The sequence below is a fragment of the Pseudomonas sp. CFBP13509 genome (assembly GCF_005233485.1).
GTDB classification, from domain to species: Bacteria; Pseudomonadota; Gammaproteobacteria; order Pseudomonadales; family Pseudomonadaceae; genus Aquipseudomonas; species Aquipseudomonas marginalis.
Genome location: NZ_QGAA01000024.1, coordinates 37,389 through 58,508, shown reverse-complemented (window position 1 = coordinate 58,508; position 21,120 = coordinate 37,389). Strand labels below are relative to the sequence as shown.

General features: G+C 60.1%; 19 protein-coding genes. 4 read left to right on the top strand and 15 right to left on the bottom strand.

Features of this window, described 5'->3' with window-relative positions; translation table 11 throughout:
• Positions 1-13: 13 nt before the first annotated feature.
• From PspCFBP13509_RS27985 to PspCFBP13509_RS27975, 3 genes are all read right to left on the bottom strand, one after another.
• Positions 14-601 (bottom strand): nucleotidyltransferase family protein, encoded by a 588-nt coding sequence (locus PspCFBP13509_RS27985; protein ID WP_065926171.1) that lies wholly within the window; start codon positions 599-601, stop codon positions 14-16.
• Positions 601-1,587 (bottom strand): XdhC family protein, encoded by a 987-nt coding sequence (locus tag PspCFBP13509_RS27980; RefSeq protein WP_065926172.1) that lies wholly within the window; start codon positions 1,585-1,587, stop codon positions 601-603. The genes PspCFBP13509_RS27985 and PspCFBP13509_RS27980 overlap by 1 nt, the downstream gene beginning before the upstream one ends.
• A gap of 170 nt (positions 1,588-1,757) precedes the next feature.
• The gene (locus PspCFBP13509_RS27975) at positions 1,758-3,089 is read right to left on the bottom strand and encodes a dicarboxylate/amino acid:cation symporter (protein ID WP_074847492.1); all 1,332 of its coding nucleotides are present in this window, start codon (positions 3,087-3,089) and stop codon (positions 1,758-1,760) included.
• 339 nt (positions 3,090-3,428) lie between these two features.
• On the opposite strand from PspCFBP13509_RS27975, the gene PspCFBP13509_RS27970 reads away from it, so the two are divergent.
• Positions 3,429-4,427: an AraC family transcriptional regulator gene (locus PspCFBP13509_RS27970; RefSeq protein ID WP_137212979.1), complete on the top strand. Its 999-nt coding sequence runs from the start codon at positions 3,429-3,431 to the stop codon at positions 4,425-4,427.
• 151 nt (positions 4,428-4,578) lie between these two features.
• On the opposite strand, the gene PspCFBP13509_RS27965 is transcribed toward PspCFBP13509_RS27970, so the two are convergent.
• From PspCFBP13509_RS27965 to PspCFBP13509_RS27955, 3 genes are read right to left on the bottom strand one after another with little or no spacing between them, the layout of a single operon-like run.
• Positions 4,579-5,925: an ATP-binding protein gene (locus PspCFBP13509_RS27965; RefSeq protein WP_065926175.1), complete on the bottom strand. Its 1,347-nt coding sequence runs from the start codon at positions 5,923-5,925 to the stop codon at positions 4,579-4,581.
• Positions 5,922-6,599: a response regulator gene (locus PspCFBP13509_RS27960; protein WP_017138377.1), complete on the bottom strand. Its 678-nt coding sequence runs from the start codon at positions 6,597-6,599 to the stop codon at positions 5,922-5,924. The genes PspCFBP13509_RS27965 and PspCFBP13509_RS27960 overlap by 4 nt, the downstream gene beginning before the upstream one ends.
• An 18-nt stretch (positions 6,600-6,617) precedes the next feature.
• Positions 6,618-6,926, bottom strand: coding sequence for a hypothetical protein (locus PspCFBP13509_RS27955; protein ID WP_065926176.1), 309 nt, complete (start codon positions 6,924-6,926; stop codon positions 6,618-6,620).
• 136 nt (positions 6,927-7,062) lie between these two features.
• On the opposite strand from PspCFBP13509_RS27955, the gene PspCFBP13509_RS27950 reads away from it, so the two are divergent.
• Positions 7,063-7,788: a 4'-phosphopantetheinyl transferase family protein gene (locus tag PspCFBP13509_RS27950; protein ID WP_065926177.1), complete on the top strand. Its 726-nt coding sequence runs from the start codon at positions 7,063-7,065 to the stop codon at positions 7,786-7,788.
• Positions 7,789-7,893: 105 nt separating this feature from the next.
• On the opposite strand, the gene PspCFBP13509_RS27945 is transcribed toward PspCFBP13509_RS27950, so the two are convergent.
• Positions 7,894-9,504: an ATP-binding protein gene (locus PspCFBP13509_RS27945; RefSeq protein WP_065926178.1), complete on the bottom strand. Its 1,611-nt coding sequence runs from the start codon at positions 9,502-9,504 to the stop codon at positions 7,894-7,896.
• Positions 9,501-10,226 (bottom strand): response regulator, encoded by a 726-nt coding sequence (locus PspCFBP13509_RS27940; protein WP_065926179.1) that lies wholly within the window; start codon positions 10,224-10,226, stop codon positions 9,501-9,503. Before PspCFBP13509_RS27940 ends, PspCFBP13509_RS27945 begins: the two co-directional genes overlap by 4 nt.
• A 736-nt stretch (positions 10,227-10,962) precedes the next feature.
• Between PspCFBP13509_RS27940 and PspCFBP13509_RS27935 the strand changes: the two genes are divergently transcribed.
• Positions 10,963-13,857 carry a ribonucleoside-diphosphate reductase subunit alpha gene (locus tag PspCFBP13509_RS27935; RefSeq protein WP_065947763.1) on the top strand — a complete coding sequence of 965 codons (2,895 nt, stop codon included), beginning with the start codon at positions 10,963-10,965 and terminating at the stop codon, positions 13,855-13,857.
• Between the two features lie 138 nt (positions 13,858-13,995).
• Here PspCFBP13509_RS27935 and PspCFBP13509_RS27930 read toward each other — a convergent pair whose 3' ends face one another.
• The 7 genes from PspCFBP13509_RS27930 to PspCFBP13509_RS27900 all read right to left on the bottom strand — a co-directional run bounded on the left by PspCFBP13509_RS27930 (position 13,996) and on the right by PspCFBP13509_RS27900 (position 20,198).
• On the bottom strand, positions 13,996-15,081 hold the full coding sequence (locus PspCFBP13509_RS27930; protein WP_137212978.1) for a hypothetical protein: 1,086 nt from the start codon (positions 15,079-15,081) through the stop codon (positions 13,996-13,998).
• 140 nt (positions 15,082-15,221) lie between these two features.
• Positions 15,222-16,526, bottom strand: coding sequence for a flagellar hook protein FlgE (flgE, locus tag PspCFBP13509_RS27925; RefSeq protein ID WP_065926182.1), 1,305 nt, complete (start codon positions 16,524-16,526; stop codon positions 15,222-15,224).
• 31 nt (positions 16,527-16,557) lie between these two features.
• On the bottom strand, positions 16,558-17,283 hold the full coding sequence (flgD, locus tag PspCFBP13509_RS27920; protein ID WP_027607786.1) for a flagellar hook assembly protein FlgD: 726 nt from the start codon (positions 17,281-17,283) through the stop codon (positions 16,558-16,560).
• 16 nt (positions 17,284-17,299) lie between these two features.
• Positions 17,300-17,743 carry a flagellar basal body rod protein FlgC gene (flgC, locus tag PspCFBP13509_RS27915; RefSeq protein ID WP_024076985.1) on the bottom strand — a complete coding sequence of 148 codons (444 nt, stop codon included), beginning with the start codon at positions 17,741-17,743 and terminating at the stop codon, positions 17,300-17,302.
• Positions 17,744-17,746: 3 nt separating this feature from the next.
• On the bottom strand, positions 17,747-18,154 hold the full coding sequence (gene flgB / locus PspCFBP13509_RS27910; protein WP_003175633.1) for a flagellar basal body rod protein FlgB: 408 nt from the start codon (positions 18,152-18,154) through the stop codon (positions 17,747-17,749).
• Between the two features lie 242 nt (positions 18,155-18,396).
• Positions 18,397-19,224, bottom strand: a complete 828-nt coding sequence (gene cheR / locus PspCFBP13509_RS27905) for a protein-glutamate O-methyltransferase CheR (protein WP_027607785.1) — start codon at positions 19,222-19,224, stop codon at positions 18,397-18,399.
• A 41-nt stretch (positions 19,225-19,265) separates the two neighbouring features.
• Complete coding sequence (locus PspCFBP13509_RS27900) at positions 19,266-20,198, bottom strand: chemotaxis protein CheV (protein ID WP_027607784.1); 933 nt, start codon at positions 20,196-20,198, stop codon at positions 19,266-19,268.
• Between the two features lie 93 nt (positions 20,199-20,291).
• Here PspCFBP13509_RS27900 and flgA point away from each other — a divergent pair, with 93 nt between their 5' ends.
• The gene (flgA, locus tag PspCFBP13509_RS27895) at positions 20,292-21,056 is read left to right on the top strand and encodes a flagellar basal body P-ring formation chaperone FlgA (RefSeq protein WP_065926183.1); all 765 of its coding nucleotides are present in this window, start codon (positions 20,292-20,294) and stop codon (positions 21,054-21,056) included.
• Positions 21,057-21,120 lie beyond the last annotated feature (64 nt).

The window sequence follows — 21,120 nt, the reverse complement described above, 5'->3', positions numbered from 1 at the left end:
ACGAAGATCAAATTTAGTCTGGGTTAAAAATTAACCGTTTCGGCAGATCCACATCCCACAGAACACCCGCATCTTCCACCTGCACTTCCCGCACCCGGGCACGTGCGAACAATGGCTTGCCTCCACGATCCCCGGTCAGCGCCATCAGGTCCGGACCAAAAGCGCGACCAAAGGCCACTGGATGCCCATAGTCACCCGCCTGCACCGGCACGCTGATGCCATCCTCCTCCAGCGCGTCAATCACCCGTTCAATGCTCGATGATTGGATAAACGGCATATCCCCCAACACCACCAGCCAGCCATCCGCCGAGGCGCTGGCCGCGACGGCTGCGGCGATGCTCTCGCCCATGCCGGCTGACTGCAACAGTAAGACCTGGCAGCCATACACTTCGGCCAACCGAATGACCTCCGTGCGATCCGGCGAGGTCACCAGCCAGCGCGCCACCAGGCGATCCGGCAAATTCACCAATACCTGCTCGATCACCGGACGCATCACCCCATCACGGCCCAGGCAATCGGCCAGCAACTTATCCTGGTCAGCCCCCGCTTCGGCTCGGAACCGGCTGCCCTGCCCCGCCGCCAAGACAATCGCCGTCACCATTACTCAGCAACCACCGGCAGGGGCTTTTTCTGCATCGGCGCCACGCCGTTCTTGATCGCGACAATTTCCGCCATCAACGACAAGGCGATCTCCGCCGGCGTATGGCTACCGATATGCAGGCCAATCGGCCCATGTAAACGCGCAATCGCATCCGTCGACAAACCCAGCGCCGCCAGATTCTCGCGACGCGTCTGGCTATTGATTCGCGAACCCAGCGCACCGATGTAGAAGGCACTGGAGTTCAGCGCCGTCAGCAACGCCATATCATCAAGGCGCGGATCATGGGTCAGACAGACGATGGCCGTGCGCTCGTCGGTCTGGATATTCAGCACCGCCTCATCAGGCATACCCGGCACGAAGCGGCCGTGCTGCTCTTCCCAGCCGTAGACAAACTCGCTACGCGGATCGCATATCAATACTTCGAAATCCAGCAGGCGCGCCATTTCCGCCACGTAGCGCGACAGTTGCCCGGCACCGATCAACAGCAGGCGCCAGCGCGGGCCGTAGATAGCCCGCAGGCGTTCGCCATCGAAGGTGACCACATCGGTCTTGTTCGCACTGCTCAACGTGACTTCACCGGAGACCAGGTCCAGTTCCCGCGCGACAATTTCATGCGCCTCGCAACGCTCCAGCAACTGCGCGACCCAGGCCCAGTCTTGCACCCGCTCCTCGGTCAAGCGCAGGGTGCCGCCGCATGGCAGGCCGAAACGCGCCGCCTCGTCGCGCGTCACGCCGTAGGTCACCAACTGCACCGGCGGCCCGTCGTGCGTCAGACGGCCATCCTGCAAGCGGGCGATCAAGTCGTCCTCGATGCAACCGCCGGACACCGAGCCGATCACCACGCCATCCCCCCGCAACGCCAACATGGCGCCCGGTGGACGCGGCGCGCTGCCCCACGTCTGCACAACGCTATACAACACCACCTGCTGCCCGGCGCGGCGCCATTCGAGCACGCTGCGCAGGACATTTAAATCAACACTGTCCATATATCCTCCTGCCAGTCTGCGTTTGGAACATGCTGCGTAGCGCGAATTTCATCAGTCGCTGACTCTAAGTGAAAATATTGCAAAAAAGTAATCCCGCACAAACGCAAACGCCCCGAACCAGTCGGGGCGTTTGCGGATAGCTGTCAGCGTGGGTTCACGCCATCAGCGGCTTACTTGATCACCGGTGCAGGGCCTTCGGCCACGCCCAGGTCATCTTCTTCACGGGTGTCGGAGATACTCCGACCACCGGAAGCCAACTCGCTTTGCAGTTGGTCGGTGTCCAGTTCCTTGACCCACTTGGCCACAACGAGGGTGGCAACGGCGTTACCCACCAGGTTGGTCAGTGCACGGGCTTCGGACATGAAGCGGTCGATACCCAGGATCAGCGCCAGGCCGGCAACCGGCAGGTGGCCGACAGCCGACAGGGTGGCTGCCAGTACGATAAAGCCGCTACCGGTCACGCCAGCAGCACCTTTGGAGGACAGCAGCAGCACCAGCAGCAGGGTGATCTGGTGGGTGATGTCCATGTGGGTGTCAGTCGCCTGGGCGATGAACACGGCCGCCATGGTCAGGTAGATCGAGGTACCGTCGAGGTTGAACGAGTAGCCGGTCGGGATCACCAGGCCGACTACGGATTTCTTCGCGCCCAGACGCTCCATCTTGATCAGCATGCGTGGCAGTGCGGACTCGGAGGAAGAAGTACCCAGTACGATCAACAGTTCTTCACGGATGTAGCGGATCAGTTTGATCACGCTGAAACCGTGGGCGCGGCAGATACCGCCCAGCACCACCAGCACGAACAGCAGGCAAGTGATGTAGAAGCAGATCATCAACTGGCCCAACTGCACCAGGGAACCTACACCGTAGGCACCGATGGTGAACGCCATGGCGCCCAGGGCACCGATTGGCGCGAGCTTCATGATCATGTTGATGATGTTGAACATCACGTGGGCGAAGCGATCGATGAAGTCCAGCACCGGCTTGCCGTAGGCACCCAGGCGATGCAGGGCGAAACCGAAGATCACCGAGAACATCAGCACTTGCAGGATGTCGCCGTTGGCGAAGGCGCCGACGATGGTGTTCGGGATCACATTGAGGATAAAGCCAACGATGCTCTGGTCTTTACCGGCAGTGACGTAGGCCGCCACTTTGGAGGCGTCCAGGGTTGCCACGTCGATGTGCATGCCGGCGCCCGGTTGCACGACGTTCACCACGATCAGGCCGATCAGCAGTGCGATGGTGGAAACGATTTCGAAGTACAGCAGCGCGTAGCCACCGGTTTTGCCGACCGATTTCATGCTTTGCATGCCGGCGATGCCGCTGACAACGGTGCAGAAGATGATCGGGGCAATGACCATTTTGATCAGCTTGATGAAGCCGTCACCCAGTGGCTTGAGCGCCACACCGGTCTGCGGGTAGAAGTGACCGAGCAAAATACCGATAACGATTGCAACGATCACCTGGAAATACAGGGATTTGTAGATTGGCTGACGAGTCGTCATTGCAAAATTCCTCAATCGTCCCGTGTGGCAAATATCCGCCATTGCCCACGACACTTGAATTGCGAACCCTCCTGCACTGGAGGGATTTGTTGTTTGCGAAGCCTGTAGGACCAGGCCTGCGCTGTAATCCTTATCGCAAACGCCGTGCCACTTTGCTGAAAACCCCTGGGGGCCTTAAGACATCAGGGCTGCGGATTTCAAAGCCCCCTCCGAAGAGCCGAATCGGCTGGCGGATTTCCGCCGCGCTGCCCAATCCCGTCCTACAATTTGGCGGATATCCGCCTTGTCGCCCTGCCAGGTGATGACTACCATCCGCCCTTCCATGGACGAGGGCCCCGCATGCGTGAACGTACCATCGCCAGCCATTACGCCCGGGCAGCCCTGGGCGGTGCGCGTCGAGCCGGTTACGACTATTCGGGCCTGTTGCAACAGCTGAGCATCCCCCCGGAACTGTTGACCGAACCTCGCGCCCGCATTGCGCCGGAGCAATTCACCCGGCTGCTGCAAATGCTCTGGCTGGCTTTGGACGATGAATACCTGGGGTTCGCCGACGGCCCGAGCAAACGCGGCACCTTCGCCATGATGTGCCATGCGCTGATCCACTGCCGCACCCTGGAGAAGGCTCTGGAACGCGGCTTATTATTTTATAGCCTATTCCCACAAGGCCCGCGCTGGCAGCTGACACGAGAAGGCGAAATGGCCCGCCTGAGCCTGGATGATTCTCACCTGTGGGACCCGGATCACTTCCTCAGCGAATGCCTGCTGGTGATCTGGCACCGCCTGGGCAGTTGGCTGATCGGCCAGCGCATTCGTTTGCACCAGGCCACGTTCAGCTACCCGATGCCGGCCCACGCCGCTGAATATGACCTGCTGTTCCCCTGCGCCCAGGTGTTCGGTGCCCCGCACAGCAGCCTGGTGTTTCCCGCCCGCTACCTGAGCCTGCCATTGTTGCAGGACGAACGTACCCTAAAGCATTTCCTTGAGCGTTCCCCCGCCGACCTGCTGTCACGCCCGGATGAAGGCGACAGCTTGAGCAGCCAGCTGCGACGCTTGTTGAGCCGCGACCGCACGCCTTGGCCAGACCTGGAGGCCATCGCCCAGCACTTGCACGTCAGCCCGCAAACCCTGCGCCGACATTTGCGCGAAGAAGGCACCAGCTTTCAGGCGCTTAAGGATGAATTGCGGCGGGACATCGCCATCTACCACCTGGGGCGGGCGGATTTGTCCTTGCAGGCGATCGCCGAGCAGCTGGGGTTCTCCGAACCGTCGGCGTTTCATCGGGCGTTCAAGAAGTGGACGGGACTGACACCGGGGGCCTATCGGGCGCAGGAGAATTAGAGGGGTGTTGTTTGTGAGGGCCTCATCGGGGTGCAAGCCCCCGATAGGCATAAGTATCTACACAACTTCAGCAGGATAACGCGTAGCAGGGGGCTCGGCTCAAGATGTGTAGATACTTATGCCCCGACAGGGCCAGCCCAGCCACTGAAGATCACACAGACGGAAAGTGAATCTTGAACGCCGCTCCACCCAGCGGCGAATCCCCCAGGGTCAGTCGTGCGCCGTAGCTTTCTATGATGTCCTTGACCACCGCCAACCCGATCCCCTGCCCCGGATGCTGACGGTCCAGGCGCTCGCCCCGTTGCAGAATCCGTGCACGCTGGTCCGGCGGCACCCCGGGGCCGTCGTCCTCGATGCACAACTCGAGCCCTTCGGAATTTTCCACCAGGCTGACGCGCACTTCACTCAGGCACAACCGATAGGCGTTTTCCAGCAGGTTGCCGAGCAATTCAAGCAGGGCGCCCTTCTCGATCGGTACATCGCATTCGTCCGGCAGTTCAAAGGACACCGCGACGCCCTTGTCGCGGTAGACCTTGCCCAGGGTATCGCAGAGGCTTTGCACTACCGGTTCCAGGCGCACCTGATGGCGCACCAGGCCGCTTTTGCGCAGGCTGGCACGCTGCAGCTGGTAGCCGATCTGCTGGCTCATGCGTTCGATCTGGGATTGCAGCACCCAGGCCTGGTCGCGATCTTCCGGACGTTGCGCCATGTCTTCGCTCACGCTTTGCAACACGGCGAGTGGCGTTTTCAGGCTGTGGGCCAGGTCATCGAGGGAGTCGCGGTAACGTGCCCGTTGTTCGCGCTCGCTGTGCAGCAGGCGGTTAAGGGAGCCGGTGAGACGCAGCAATTCGCGAGGGTGTTGCTCGGAGAGGCTTTCGCGGGTACCGCCTTCGATCTGGTCAAGCTCCTGGCTCAATCGCCGCAGGGCCTGCAGACCCCAGGTCAGGCCCAGCCACAGCAAGGTCAGCAGCACCAGCAGTGCCGCGCCGAAGCCCAGGTAGAGGTTTTCGCGCAGGCCTTCGAGGGTCAATTGGTATTCGCGCACCGGTTGCAGGGCCACGATACTGAACGCCGCACTCTTGCCGCCGAGCAGCCTGACCTCGACGTCGTAGACGAAGAACTCCTGGCCGTCGGCCTCGCGAATCCGCGCAAACTCATTGCCGCGCCCGTCATAGCGCGGCTTATAGTTGATGTTTTCGTCCCGGGTGGCCCGCGAACGCCACACCAGGTGGCCTTCGCGGTCATAGATATAGCCGAGCAACCGGCTATCGGTGAGGTTGAAGCGTTCATCCGGCAACTGCGCCGGCATCAGCAGGCGATTGTTTTCCACCCGCGCGGCGGAGATCAGGGTGGTGACGTCCGACGCCAGGCGCTGCTCGATGGAATCCTGCAATGCCAGGCTGAACGCGCCCTGCATGGCGGGCAACAGGCCCAGCATAAACAGCACGGCCAGGGTGGCGGCCGCCAGCATCAAGCGCACACGGAGCGAGCGAATCAACGGCAGCGCTCATTGAACAGGTAGCCCAGGCCGCGCACAGTGTCGATCGGCTTGAACCCCGCCGGGCCTTCCAGCTTGCGGCGCAGGCGGCCGACCAGCACTTCAATCACATTCGGATCGCGCTCATCGTCGTCGGGGTAGAGCTGCTCCATCAGACGGTCCTTGGCGACGACCTGCTGGTGATGGCGCATCAGGTATTCGAGGATGCGATATTCATAGGCGGTCAATGCCAGGGGCTGTTCATCGAGGGACGCCTGCTTGCGGTTGAGGTCCAGCAGCAAGGGCCCGGCGACGATGGTCGACTGGGTAAACCCGCTGGAGCGGCGCAGCAAGGCGTTCATCCGCGCCTCCAGCTCTTCGAACTGGAACGGCTTGACCACATAGTCGTCGGCCCCGGCGGCCAGGCCTTCGACCTTGTCCTGCCAGTTGCCGCGCGCGGTGAGGATCAGGATCGGAAAGGTCTTGGCCTGGCTGCGCAGTTGGCGGATCAGGTCCAGGCCGCCCATGCCGGGCAGGCCCAGGTCGATGATCGCCAGGTCATGGTTGAATTGACCGGTCTGGTACAGGGCCTCTTCGGCATTGGCCACGGCCTCGACCACGTGGCCGCTGTCGGTCAGGCGGGTAAACAGGTGATGGCGCAACAGCGCCTCATCTTCCACCACCAGCAATTTCATAAGGCTCTCCAAAGCAAATCAACTGTCCGACAGAGGGATATCATAGCGGCCCTGCAGGTCTTGCGGGCGCAGTTTAATACCGTTGAACCGGCCGCTCAGGTGTTCATAGCCGGCGCGATAGCTCGGCTGCGGGGTGGCCTGGCCAAGGGACTGCCCCCAGGGCGTGGGCTGACTGCCAGCATCTTCGATGCTGACGCGCTGCATCAAGATGCTGGACTTCTTGGTTTTCTCACGACCGAATGCGGCAAAGGCACCGTCGGAGGCCTGAACCCCGACGGTGGCACTGAGCATGGTTAAGGCCAACATCAGCTTCTTGATCGCAGTCATGGTGTTACCTCATTACGCGTTTGGCTGTGAGGCCAGACTACGCAAGCGCCCCTGAACTCCCCCTGAACAGGCTTTGAACCTCGCCTGAATCACGGCGGGCTATCCTCTTGCCCATCAACTCGGCAAAATACCGCCCATGACGCCCCTACCCGCTTGCTGCACCCCACTCGACGCCCATTGGCCGCTGCCCGACCCCTTGCCGGGCACGGTGTTTCTCAGCACCCGGTTCGATCCTGCATTGCTGGCACCTGGCGACTTCCAGCATTGCGCCGTGCCGCCACCGGCGAGTATCCAGCGTTCGGTGGCCAAGCGTCAGGCCGAGTTTCTCGCCGGCCGCCTGTGCGCGCGCGCGGCCCTGCAACAGCTCGATCAGATCAACTGCATCCCGGCGATCGGCGAAGACCGCGCACCGGTGTGGCCCGCCCACATCAGCGGTTCCATTACCCACAGCACCGGGCATGCCGCCGCGATTGTCGGGCACAAGGCGCAATGGCGTGGGTTGGGGATGGACCTGGAGAACCTGCTGAGCCTGGAACGGGCGGAGCGCCTGGCCGGGGAAATTCTGACGGTGCAAGAGCTGCAGCGTATGGCTGATGTGCCGCGAGAACAGATCGCCTTGCTGGTGACGCTGACGTTTTCGGTCAAGGAGAGTTTGTTCAAGGCGCTCTATCCGATCGTGCAGAAGCGCTTTTATTTTGAACATGCCGAGGTGGTGGAGTGGTCAGAGGCCGGGCATGTGCGCTTGCGCTTGCTCACCGACCTGTCCAGCGAGTGGTGCCACGGCAAGGAACTATCGGCGCAATACTCAGTGAATGATGGCCAACTGTTGAGCCTGGTAGCCGTAGCAGCTGTCGAGCCTTAGCGAGGCTGCGCCACGCGCAACTCGACGTTAGATCGGTAGCGCGGCCGACGCAGCCTCGCTTGCGCTCGGCAGCTGCTACGGATTTGCTCGGCGTGGGATAAGACGTCAGGGTTTGTCTTGATCTCTGGGCCAACTCAGGCTGAAGCAGGCGCCGCCCAGGTTGTTGCTCTTGCTGATCAACGCTCGCCCGCCGTGCCAATAAATGATGCGCCGCACAATCGACAACCCCAGGCCATGCCCGCCCGAGGCACGGGTGCGGCTGTCATCCAGGCGCAGGAACGGCGTGAAGATACGCTCCCAGGCACTTTCCGGGACACCGGGCCCGTCGTCCTCCACATCGATGCGACAGCGCACCTGGCCCACCTGATAACTGATCAACACCTGGCCCTGGGCGTGGCGCATGGCGTTGCTCACCAGGTTTTGCAGGGCGCGGTGCAAGTAGCGCGGTTCGGCATCGACCCAAGCGTCATCCCAATGTGCCGACGACAGGCAAATCCCCCTGGCCACAGTCACTTGCGGGCGCAGTGGCGATAATTCGCCGATCACTTGATCAAGCAGCGCATCGAGATCGACCCGTTGGAAAATCAACGCCGGCGCACCCTGCTCAAGCCTTGCGTAGGTGAGCATTTCATCCACCAGGCCGTCTAGGTCCTGGATATCACTGTCCATGCCTTCCAGGTACTTGCGCCGCGCTTCAGGCGTGGCGGCGTCGCCGATCATCTCCAGGCCGAAGCGCAGGCGTGCCACCGGTGTGCGCAGTTCATGGGACACCGCGCGCACCAGTTCGCGCTGGATTGCCAGCAGTTGCTGCAGGTGCTCGGCCATGCCATTAAAGGCCGCCGCCAGGCGCCCCACCGAGTCGGCACCCCGGGCCGGCACACGCACCTCGAGGTTGCCTTTGGCGATGCGCGTGGCGGCGGCTTCCAGGCCTCGGAGCCGGCGCTCAAGCTGACGCACCAATAGATAGACAATCAGGCCGATCAGGGTCAGGCCGATCAAGGCGATCAGGACCAACCATTGCGCCGGGTACGGGCTCATCTGGTACAGCGGGCCGAGCTCCAGCACCCAGGGCGTGCCGACCATGCCGGCAAACACGCGGATCGAATCGCCGCCCTTGCCCAGGGCCATGACCGTATCGCCCTCCGATACACGGCGGCGTTGGTCGTCGTCCATATCGGCCTGATCCAGGGTCATCAGGTGCATTTCGAAACCAAAGCCCTTGGCTTCCTTTATATCCGCCAGCCGTTGCGGCTGCTCGGCCACGGGGAAGCGCACCAGTTCATCGGCCAGCAGGTAAATGGTCGCGCGGGCCAGTTGCTCGCTGATCTGCTGCACCTCCCCCGTCAGCACCCACTGTTCCTTATCGCTGACCAGACGCAGCACCCGGGCGGCGTGGGGGCCGGTCTGTTCCACCAACACCTGGCCGCGTTGCAGGCGGGTGCGCTGGCTGAGGTCCAGTTGGGCATCGGTGAGGCCGCGCAATTCCAGGGGGATGCCGAGCAAGCGCTCCCACACGGCCAGGGCGCGCTGGCGTTCGATGGGGCTCATGGGCTGCAGGTTATCGCCCATCAAGGCAAAGGTGCCGTGGGCCAGGCGCTCGCGGTATTGGCCGCTGCGCACCTCGTTGAGCAGGTGCAGGGCCAGCACGCCGAGCAGCGCCACCAGAATCAGCGCCGCGCACATGCCGCCATAGATACGCAGGAAGATCGAGTTCACAACGGCATATCGGCAGCGGCTTCAGGGACGAACAGATAGCCTTTGCTGCGGATGGTCTTGATCAGCCGTGGGTGGATCGGGTCATCGCCGATTTTCGGGCGAATCCGTGAGATGCGCACATCAATGGAGCGGTCCTGGCCGTCGTAGCCTATGCCGCGCAGGGCGATAAAGATTTCTTCGCGGGACAGGATGCGCCCGGCATTCGCCACCAGCAGCCACAGCAGGTCGAACTCGGCACTGGTCAACTCGATACCGTCACCCTGCAGCCAGGCTTCGCGCAGGGCGTTGTCCACCAGCAGCGGGCCGAATTGCAGGCGGCGCTGGCTTTCCACGCTGGCGGGTTCCGCCGGCTCACTGCGGCGCAACAGGGCCTGGATACGCGCGAGCAACAGGCGCGGGCGCACGGGTTTGCACACGTAGTCGTCGGCGCCCATGTCAAGGCCGAGCACTTGGTCCATGTCGTCGGTGCGGGCGGTGAGCATCAGGATCACGCCGTCGTAGCGTTCGCGCACTTTGCGGCAAATGCTCAGGCCGTCTTCGCCGGGCAGCATCAGGTCGAGAATCACCAGGTCCGGTTGCTCGGCGAGGATCCGCGCCGCAGCCAGGGCGCCATCACCTTCCACGGAAACCCGCAGGCCGTTGCTTTCCAGGTAATCGCGGGTCAACTCGGCGAGTCGCTCGTCGTCCTCGACGATCAGGATGTGCCAGGCTTCTTGCTCCACGGGTGATCCTCGTTGTTATAAAGGGATGCGTTGGCCGAGGAGGCCACACCTTATTTGTAATGTTTTGAGGGCATAACAGAGGCCGATTGTAGTCATGCCCAAGCCCTCTCGCACAAGCCGGGAAATCCATTCGGTGATCGCGCTTTTCTGTGATAGGGTTCGCGCCCTCAAAAATCCAACCGACTGTTTTCAACTTGGAATATTCAGTGACAAACGGCCGAATCCAGCAGTGCTGCGGCCTACACGGGTGTTCCACGTTTCATACACATTTTACCCACAACGTTATCCACAGGCAGTACGTTGCTAAGCCCCCCAAAACGCATTATCTTGTAGCTCGGCGCTAAAAAAACCCTACATGTAGGGTTTTCAGCGAAAAGACCCAACACAAATCAGACAAGAAACTCAAGCCCTTTCTTGCTCCTGTTGGGTCTAATCCAAGCATTTTTTGAAAGCCCAAACCGCTCAAGCGGATGGCAGCCGTTTTCCAGCTCCAACAGCGGAAAACGGTACGGGTGTTGCAGTGCTTGAACCTGGCAACTGTCACCCACCAGGAATACGGCCAAGGGCGTTTGAGCCCCGAACCGAAGACTTCGGCATGGAAGCGGCGCGATCAGCTCCCTTCCTCCTGTCCCGAAGTTGTTATGCCAGGCCCAGGCCTGCTGTAAGTGCTTCAGGACGGAACGGTGGGCACCGTGATGGTGCCCAAATAAATATAGAAATGTGGAGACAACCCCCCATGCAAACCGACACAACTCGCGAGAACCCGCAAGGCTCCGTGCCGCAGGCCGCTGATTCGAATATGGATCTGTCCGCCACTGCACCTGGCCAATTGCGCGTGATCAAGCGTAACGGGACTGTCGTTCCTTACACCGATGACAAAATCACCGTCGCCATCACCAAAGCGTTTCTTGCAGTTGAAGGCGGCACCGCTGCTGCCTCGTCGCGCATCCACGACACCGTTGCCCGCCTGACCGAACAGGTCACCGCGACCTTCAAGCGTCGCATGCCGTCGGGCGGCACCATCCACATCGAAGAAATCCAGGACCAGGTCGAACTGGCCCTGATGCGTGCCGGCGAGCAGAAAGTGGCCCGCGACTACGTGATCTACCGCGATTCGCGCGCCAAGGAACGTGCCGTCCGCACCCCGGCCGAAGAAGCCGCCGTGCAAGCGCACCCGTCGATCCGCATCACCCTGGCCGACGGCAGCTTCGCCCCGCTGGACCTGGGCCGCCTGAACACCATCATCACCGAGGCCTGCGAAGGCCTGGAAGAAGTCGACGGTGACCTGATCCAGCGCGAAACCCTGAAGAACCTGTACGACGGCGTGGCCCTGACCGACGTCAACACCGCCTTGGTGATGACCGCCCGTACCCTGGTTGAACGCGAGCCGAACTACTCGTTCGTGACCGCGCGCCTGCTGATGGACACCCTGCGTGCCGAAGGCCTGGGCTTCCTGGGCGTGGCCGACAGCGCCACCCACCACGAGATGGCCGACCTGTACGCCAAGGCGCTGCCTGCCTATATCGCCAAAGGTATCGAATTCGAATTGCTGAACCCGATCCTGGCCACCTTCGACCTGGAAAAACTCGGCAAGGCGATCAATCACGAGCGCGACCAGCAGTTCACCTACCTGGGCCTGCAAACTTTGTACGACCGTTACTTCATCCACAAGGACGGGATCCGCTTCGAACTGCCGCAAGTGTTCTTCATGCGCGTGGCCATGGGCCTGGCGATCGAAGAGAAGCACAAGGAAGACCGTGCGATCGAGTTCTACAACCTGCTGTCGTCCTTCGACTACATGTCGTCCACTCCGACCCTGTTCAACGCCGGCACCCTGCGTCCACAGCTGTCGAGCTGCTACCTGACCACCGTGCCGGATGACCTGTCGGGCATCTACCACGCGATCCACGACAACGCCATGTTGTCCAAATTCGCCGGTGGCCTGGGCAACGACTGGACACCAGTGCGCGCACTGGGTTCGTACATCAAGGGCACCAACGGCAAGTCCCAGGGCGTCGTACCGTTCCTGAAAGTCGTGAACGACACCGCCGTAGCGGTCAACCAGGGCGGCAAACGCAAAGGCGCCGTGTGTGCCTACCTGGAAACCTGGCACATGGACATTGAAGAGTTCATCGAGCTGCGCAAGAACACCGGTGATGACCGTCGTCGTACCCACGACATGAACACCGCCAACTGGATCCCTGACCTGTTCATGAAGCGCGTCTTCGATGACGGCAAGTGGACCCTGTTCTCGCCATCCGAAGTGCCGGACCTGCACGACCTGACCGGCAAGGCCTTCGAAGAGCGCTACGAGTACTACGAAGCCCTCACCGAATACCCAGGCAAGGTCAAGCTGTTCAAGACCATCCAGGCCAAGGACCTGTGGCGCAAGATGCTGTCCATGCTGTTCGAAACCGGCCACCCATGGCTGACCTTCAAGGACCCTTGCAACCTGCGCAGCCCGCAGCAGCACGTGGGCGTGGTCCACAGCTCGAACCTGTGCACCGAGATCACCTTGAACACCAACAAGGACGAGATCGCCGTTTGCAACCTGGGCTCGATCAACCTGCCGAACCACATCGTCAACGGCAAGCTGGACACCGCCAAACTGGAACGCACCGTCAACACCGCCGTACGCATGCTCGATAACGTGATCGACATCAACTACTACTCGGTGCCACAGGCGCAGAACTCCAACTTCAAGCACCGTCCGGTCGGCCTCGGCATCATGGGCTTCCAGGACGCACTGTACCTGCAGCACATTCCCTACGGTTCGGACGCTGCGGTCGAGTTCGCCGACAAGTCCATGGAAGCGGTCAGCTACTATGCGATCCAGGCTTCCTGCGACCTGGCCGACGAGCGCGGCGCCTACGAGACATTCCAGGGTTCGCTGTGGTCCAAGGGCATCCTGCCGCTGGATTCGCAACAGATCCTGATCGAGCAGCGCGGCCAGAAATACATCGACGTTGACCTGAACGAATCCCTGGACTGGGCACCGGTACGTGCCCGTGTGCAGAAAGGCATCCGTAACTCCAACATCATGGCCATCGCACCGACCGCGACCATCGCCAACATCACGGGCGTATCGCAGTCGATCGAACCGACCTACCAGAACCTGTATGTGAAATCGAACCTGTCGGGCGAATTCACCGTGATCAACCCGTACCTGGTCCGCGACCTGAAAGCCCGCGGCCTGTGGGACTCGGTCATGATCAACGACCTGAAGTACTACGACGGTTCCGTGCAGCAGATCGAACGCATCCCGCAGGAACTCAAAGAGCTCTACGCGACCGCCTTCGAAGTCGACACCAAGTGGATCGTCGATGCCGCCAGCCGTCGCCAGAAGTGGATCGACCAGGCTCAGTCCCTGAACCTGTACATCGCCGGCGCATCGGGCAAGAAGCTCGACGTGACCTACCGCATGGCCTGGTACCGTGGCCTGAAAACCACTTACTACCTCCGTGCCCTGGCCGCGACCAGCACCGAGAAGTCGACCATCAACACCGGTAAGCTGAACGCTGTGTCCAGCGGTAACCACGGTGATGATTCGGTGCTCGCCGCGCCTGCCGGCCCGGCGCCAGTGCCAAAGGCCTGCGCGATCGACGAGCCGGATTGCGAAGCTTGTCAATAAGCTGAGCCGATCCCGGGGCTGAATGCCCAGGGCTTGCTCCCCCCCCCCCGATAGACCTGGATGCAGTAGGGTTTATCGGGGGGGGTTTGCAACAAACACCGCAACGACTTTATTTGGCGCCGGCATCCGCGGCACAAGTCATATGAAACCAAAGGCTATGCCTTCCGTTGGACGCCCTCCGACCTTCCCCCACAGCTCCTTTCTGCCGTGAACCACTGCCACCGAATGCAAAGACGTGTCGGCAGTACCGACGACCCCTTTGGCCAAATCGTCCAGGCTCACTTGCCTGACGTGGTTCTTCAAGCCCAGACGATCAAAGGCTTCCTTACTCCACTCCCCATCATTTAACGAAGCAAGCGCCTGCGCGTAAGTCATTCCCCCCTTACCATCGTTGCCTTCTTCTTGGGCGCGCTTGGCACTTACGGCAAACATAAAAATAGCTTCCTTCATCAGCTCCTTATCATCACCCTTGAAGTTCGCTGCGATGGCAGCCTGCCTCAATTCATCCTTAGTGAGATGAAGCTTATAGCCGTCCCGCATGGTTACGTCGTAGCCATCCCCAGCCTCTTTCACCTCCTTAAAAACATCAGTAGCCTTCTGACCAAAATGCATCATTGCCGCTTTGATCGCAGAGACGGTTCCACAGTTACCCTCGGCCCCCTGACTAAATCCGGTAAAGACGTCCTTGGGTTTTTTACCAGGGTTATCAAGAGACAAGTCGGGCCGATAATCACCGAGGTCTGCCCCACTGAAAAGCGGACCGCCAGAGTTACGTGGCCCACCACCAGAATCACGTGGCCCACCACCGAAAACACTACTGTTATTCCCGTAACCGCCACTCACCCCACCACTGCGGCCATGACTGCCGCCGCCTCCCGGCGCCACACCTGACTCAGAGAACCATTCCCTTAACTGCTCCCTGAGAAACCCATGGGACGCACGAGGCGCATTAGATGTTTCATTCGCCCCGATCAACTCATTAAGGATGCCCTTGAACCTTACATCGCCGAGCTCCTCGCGTTTTTCATAAAGTTTGTCGCGCAGCTCTCTGACAAGTTGGCTCTTGCCAGTAATTTTCGCATCCTCAAGTGCCCTGAGCAGGTTTCCGACGCTGTCCTTATGCGCAGTCGGCCCACCCCCCCAAGCCGGATACCACCCCGGTCCTACAGTATGAAAATGCGAATTGCTGCTGTGATGGCCAACCTCCGATAATAAGCTCCCCATGCCCCCTCTCCCGATGTCAGATAGCTCAATGGCTTTCGGATGATGGGTGACGCGACAGGCACAGAATGTTCCATTCGATTCTTGTCAAAAAAAAACCCCTCGATCGAGGGGTTTTTAAACAAGCGCATTACGCCATGGCATCAGGTCATCTGAATGATGGTCTGCATGATGGTGCTCTGGGTGGAGATGGTCTTGGCGTTCGCCTGGTAGTTGCTCTGGGCCTTGATCAGGTCCACCAGCTCGTTGGTCAGGTTGACGTTGGAGTTCTCCAGGGAGTTGGCCACGATCGAACCCAGGGTACCGGATTGCGGGGCATCGTAACCCGGCTGGCCCGAGGCGAAGGTCTCTCTCCAGGTGGTGCCGCCCGAGGGCTGCAAGCCTTGCTCGTTGTTGAAGCTGGCCAGGGAGATCTGGCCGATGGCCTTGCTCTGCTGGTTGCTGAACGTGGCGAACATTACGCCATTGCCGTCGATTTTCAGGCCGGTGATCTGGCCAGTGGCGTAACCATCGGTGGTCGGCGGGTTGCGGTAACTGGCGGAGTTGTACTGGGTGATATTAGCCATGTTGACGGCAATGTTTGGCGCTGTAGCCTTGTTAGCCGTCCATACGCCGTTGGTCACCGAGCCCGGGATCCAACCGGTGAGCGTCAGGGTCGTGCCCGCCACACCACCGGTGCTGATACCCGTCAGTTTACCTGCACCGTCAAAGCTCAATATCGACGGCACGGGAGCAGTAGTACCGGTGGTGGTAGGCTTGGAGCCATCCAGGTTACGACCGTCAATCAGCGTGTAGGAACTCCACTGGTTGGCGTCGGTTTTCACCATGTACTGCACCATCTCGTGGGAGTTGCCCTGGGAGTCATAGAGGGTGGTGCTGTACTGGGTGGTGAAAGTGGTGGTGTCGGTCGGATCGAACGGCTTGGTGGTCTGGTTGATCACCGGCTCCGACGAGTTCAGGTTACTGGTGGAGTCCACTTTGGTGGACGCCTTCGGTGGCAGGTACGACAGGTTCAATTGCAGGTCGGTCAAGCCGCCTTTGATGATCTTGCCGTCATCATCTGCCGCGTAGCCCTGCAAGCGCGAGGTACCGGTGTTGTTGGTGATGTAGCCGTCTTTGTCGGCACGGAAGGCACCGCTACGGGTGTATTCCAGCGAGCCGTCACTGCCCTTCTGCACGAAGAAGCCACCGCCCTGGATCGCCATGTCCAGCACGCCGCCGCTGTTGTTGACGTCACCCTGGGTGAACTGCTGGGACACCGCTGCCAGGTTCACACCATTGCCGATGCTGTTCTGGCCGGTGCCCAGTTTGGACGCGGCGTAGATATCCGCGAATTCCGCACGGGACGACTTGAAGCCAGTGGTCGCAACGTTGGCAATGTTGTTGCCGGTTACGTCCAGTTGTTTGTTGGCCGCATAGAGGCCGCTAAGGCCGATATTAAAAGACATGTTTCTCTCCCTCTGCCGTATTTAGCCGGCTCTATGTACCGATAGTCTGAATTTGCGACAGCTTGACGCTGCCCATGCCACCTGCAAGGTTCAGCAGCATTTCGCCGCCGGTCTTGCTCAACGTCACGCTGGTCACCGTTGCCGGCAACGAAGTCGCCATGGCCACCGACTCACCCTTGTCGTTCTTGGTCGTCGCCGCGAAGGTGTAGGTGCCGGCCGGGGCGACCTCACCGTTCTCGTTCTTGCCATCCCAGATAAAGTCTGACGAACCCGCGCTTTGGGCACCCATATCGATAGTGCGCACCACGTTGCCGTCTTTATCGGAGATCTTGATCGAGACGTTGCCCGTCGCCGCAGTCACCGCCACCGAACCGGTCATGCTCTTGCTCGTGTCCACCAAGGCCTTGTTGGTCTGGGTAATGATCGAGCGCCCCACCAGCGACGAAGCCTGCAGCGCCTGCGAGGAGCTGAAGTTACTGGAGATCGCATTGACCGAGTCGTTCAGGGTGTTGATGCCTTCCAGGCTGCTGAATTGCGCCAGCTGGGCCACGAACGCACCGTTGTCCTGAGGCGACAGCGGGTTCTGGTTTTTCAGTTGGGTCACCAGCAGTTGCAGGAACGCATCCTTGCCCAGGGACTGGCTGCCCGTCGCCGTCTTGGTAGCGTCGGCGACGGTGGTGTTGTCGGTGGCGGTCTTGACCTTGGAGTTGAAAAGGTCCTGGACTGCCGTGTTGGTCGTGGTATCAACGATGGCCATTATTTGGCGCCCCTTATCACTGACCCAAGGTCAGGACCTTCTGCATCATGGTTTTGGCGGTGTTCATCATTTCCGCGTTGGTCTGGAACGAGCGGCTGGCGGATATCATGTCTGCCATTTCCTCGACCACGTTGACGTTGGGGTAATAGACATAACCCTTTTCGTTCGCGGCAGGATGGTTCGGCTCGTAACGGGCCTCGAGGTTGCTCTGGTCTTCGACCACACCGAGGACCTGCACGCCCTGGCCGGCGGCGTCCTGGTTCTGGAACAGCGAATCGCTGCCACCGCTCTGGCCGCCCTGGAACATGGTGGCGAACACCGGGTGACGGGCGCGGTAGGTCTGGTCGATGCTCGAAGACACGGTCTCGGCGTTGGCGATGTTACTGGCGACGGTGTTCAAGCGCGTGGTCTGCGCGCTCATGCCACTGCCGGCAATATTGAAAACACTGGACAGGGACATGGCTTACTCTCCACGCAGGGCTGACATCAGCCCTTTGAATTTACTGTTGAGCAGGGTAAAGCTGGCCTGAAAGTTCACCGAGTTCTCGGCATAGGCCGATTGCTCCAGCTGGGCGTCGACGGTGTTCTGGTCGATCGACGGCTGCATCGGCGTGCGATACAGCAGCGACTCGTCACCACTGCTCAGGCCTTGCGCTTCGATATGACGGCTGTTGGTCATGTTCAAGGCGAAGGTGCCGTTCTTGGTCTTGTCCTGCTGTGCGGCGAGCACGGCGGAAAAATCCAGGTCCCGAGCCTTGTAGTTCGGGGTGTCGGCGTTGGCAATGTTGTTGGCCAGGACTTCGGCACGCTGGGCGCGGAAGCCCAGGGCTTGTTCGTGGATACCGAGCGCTTTATCGAAGCTGATGCTCATGGCGGAAACCTTTAGGCTGACCTGCTGTTAACAGGGTTATAGCAAGGCGCATGCCAATATCTGATACCCCCGTAAATCAAGGGGTTGCGAGGAGCTTGCCGGCGGCAATGCCAGAAAAGCGGCAACGGGTTTCCGCGTGGCGCCAGTAAAGCGGCAATGGGGAGTTGCCGCTTTCTTTAACTTTGCCGCAGAAACAAATATGGGAGGGGGCAAGCCCCCTCCCATATTATTATGTGGCCTGATTATTTAGCCTGGTAGATGATCCCAGGGCTGCATTGCACCATCTGGAAGTGATCCGGCAAACCATTGAGCGCCTCGGATGCACCGAGAAACAGGTAGCCGCCACGCTTGAGGGTGCCGTGGATGCGCAACAGGATGTCTTTCTTCACCTCGGCCGAGAAGTAGATCAGCACGTTGCGGCAGAACACCATGTCGAACTTGCCCAGGCTGGCGTAGCTGTCGAGCAGGTTGAACGAGCGAAACTCAACACGGTTCTTGATCGGCGCCTTGACCGCCCAACGCCCTGCCCCTTTCGGGTCGAAGTAACGTTGCAGGCGTTCCTGGGACAAGCCACGGCCCAGGGCCAGACTGTCGTACTCGCCGGTCTTGCAATTGGTGAGCATGGTGCCGGACAGGTCGGTGGCGACGATCTGCGCCCCAGCTTTAAGCTGGCCCATGTTGGTCCGCTCGAACTCATCGATGGACATCGAAATCGAGTACGGTTCCTGACCCGAAGAGCAGGCGGCCGACCAGATACGCAGGCGCTGGCCCGGGCTGGCCTTGATGGCCTCCGGCAGCACTTTGCTCTTGAGCACTTCAAAGGGGTAGGTATCGCGAAACCATAGGGTTTCGTTGGTGGTCATGGCATCGACCACCATCTCTTTGAGGCCACTGCGCGGCTGGCCCTGGATCCGTTGAACCAACTCGCCCAGGGACTTGATGCCCTGCTGCTCCATCAGTTTGTTAAGACGGCTGGATACCAGGTATTGCTTGTTTTCACCGAGCAATATGCCACAGGCTTTTTCCAGGAAGACCCGGAACTGTTCAAAATCCAAATTACCCGTAGACACTGATACCGCCTCTAAAATCGTATGACCGCCAGGGGAAAACCCTAGCCGTGATCTGCTGCCTTGATCCGGTCGACTACCCGGGATGCCAGGTCATCAGGGCGGAATTTGGCCAGGAAGTCATCGGCACCGACTTTCTTGACCATCGCCTGATTGAATACGCCCGACAACGAAGTATGCAGGATGATATGCAGTTTTTGCATGCGTGGATCGCTGCGTATCTCAGCAGTGAGGGTATAGCCGTCCATTTCCGGCATCTCGATGTCAGAGATCATCATCAAGAATTCTTCTTCCGGCTTCTTGCCTTCATCCACCAGCTTACGCAGGTAATCCAACGCCTGGCGCCCGTCATTGAGGGCGACAACGTCCACGCCGACGGTTTGCAGGCAGCGAGTCACCTGTTTGCGCGCCACCGAGGAGTCATCCACCGTCAGCACACGCAGCGAGACCGCCTTGTGGGCCGTTTCGGCGTCGACCACACCCACGGAAATCGACTCCGAGGTGGGCGCCACTTCGGCGAGGATCTTCTCCACGTCGATGATCTCCACCAACTGGTTATCGACCCGCGTCACCGCCGTGAGGTAGTGATCGCGACCAGTGCCCTTGGGCGGCGGATGGATCTCTTCCCAGTTCATGTTGACGATGCGTTCCACCGAGCGCACCAGGAAACCCTGGGTCTTGGTGTTGTACTCGGTAATGATCACGAACGGGTTCTCGCGATCCTGCAGGCCAGCCGAACCGGTGGCCAGGGCCAGGTCAAGAATCGGGATAGTCGCACCACGAATATTCGCCACACCGCACACCACCGGACTGGACTTGGGCATGATCGTCAGCTTGGGACATTGCAGCACTTCCCGCACCTTGAATACGTTGATGCCATACAGCTGCTTGCCATCCAGGCGAAACAGCAGCAACTCCAGGCGATTCTGCCCTACCAGCTGTGTGCGCTGGTTTACTGAATCCATTACTCCTGCCATGCCATGACTCCTACGCTAAAACCTTTGGCTATACCTACAAGGGCGGCGCGCCCCCAACACTAAAACGGCACGAGCTTTGCTATTTGTTGAATTATGGACATTAAAACGACAGTTTCCCGACGCCTTCACCTGACACGGTTTTGCAGATTGCTCTGCGTACCGCTGGCGCTGCTTGCCTTCAGCCTGGGCACCACGGCCCGTGCAGAGAACGTCACCTTGCCTGATCTACTTATCGGCGTCACTCAAGGCTTTCTTGAGTTCACTGTAGAAGATTATCTGGCAACCACACAGACGCCGGGGCGTTATGAAATCCAGGTCAACCAGTTGGACCCGCGTCTGCGTATGCCGATGTGCGACAAGGAATTGACAGCGACCCTGGAAAGTCCCGCCCAACCCATCGGGCGCGTAACGGTAAAGGTACGCTGCGAAGGCGCCTCGCCCTGGACCGTGTTCGTACCGGCCCAAGTCAAATTGTTCCGTGATGTGGTGGTGGTTGCCCGCCCGCTGAAGCGCACGGGCATCATCGATTTCGAGGACGTCGTACTGCGTGAGCGCGACATCAGCCAGATCAGCCAGGGCTACCTGACATCCCTGGACCAGGCCATCGGGCAAAGATTGACCCGACCAGTGGTCACCGATCAAGTGATTACCCTGGTGCACCTGGAACAGGCCGAGGTCATCCGCAAGGGCGATCAGGTGGTGATTTCCGCGAGCAGCGGCGGCTTGAATGTGAAAATGCCGGGCGAAGCACTGTCCAACGGCGGCATGAGCGAACAGATTCGCGTCAAGAACCTCAACTCCAACCGCGTGATCAAGGCGCGGGTGACAGCCCCAGGGCAAGTCGAGGTCGCTTTATAGATTACTGGTACAGGACGCTGGGTTTTCCTACACTGTGCACGAGAGGCCCCGTGCGGAGATTTAT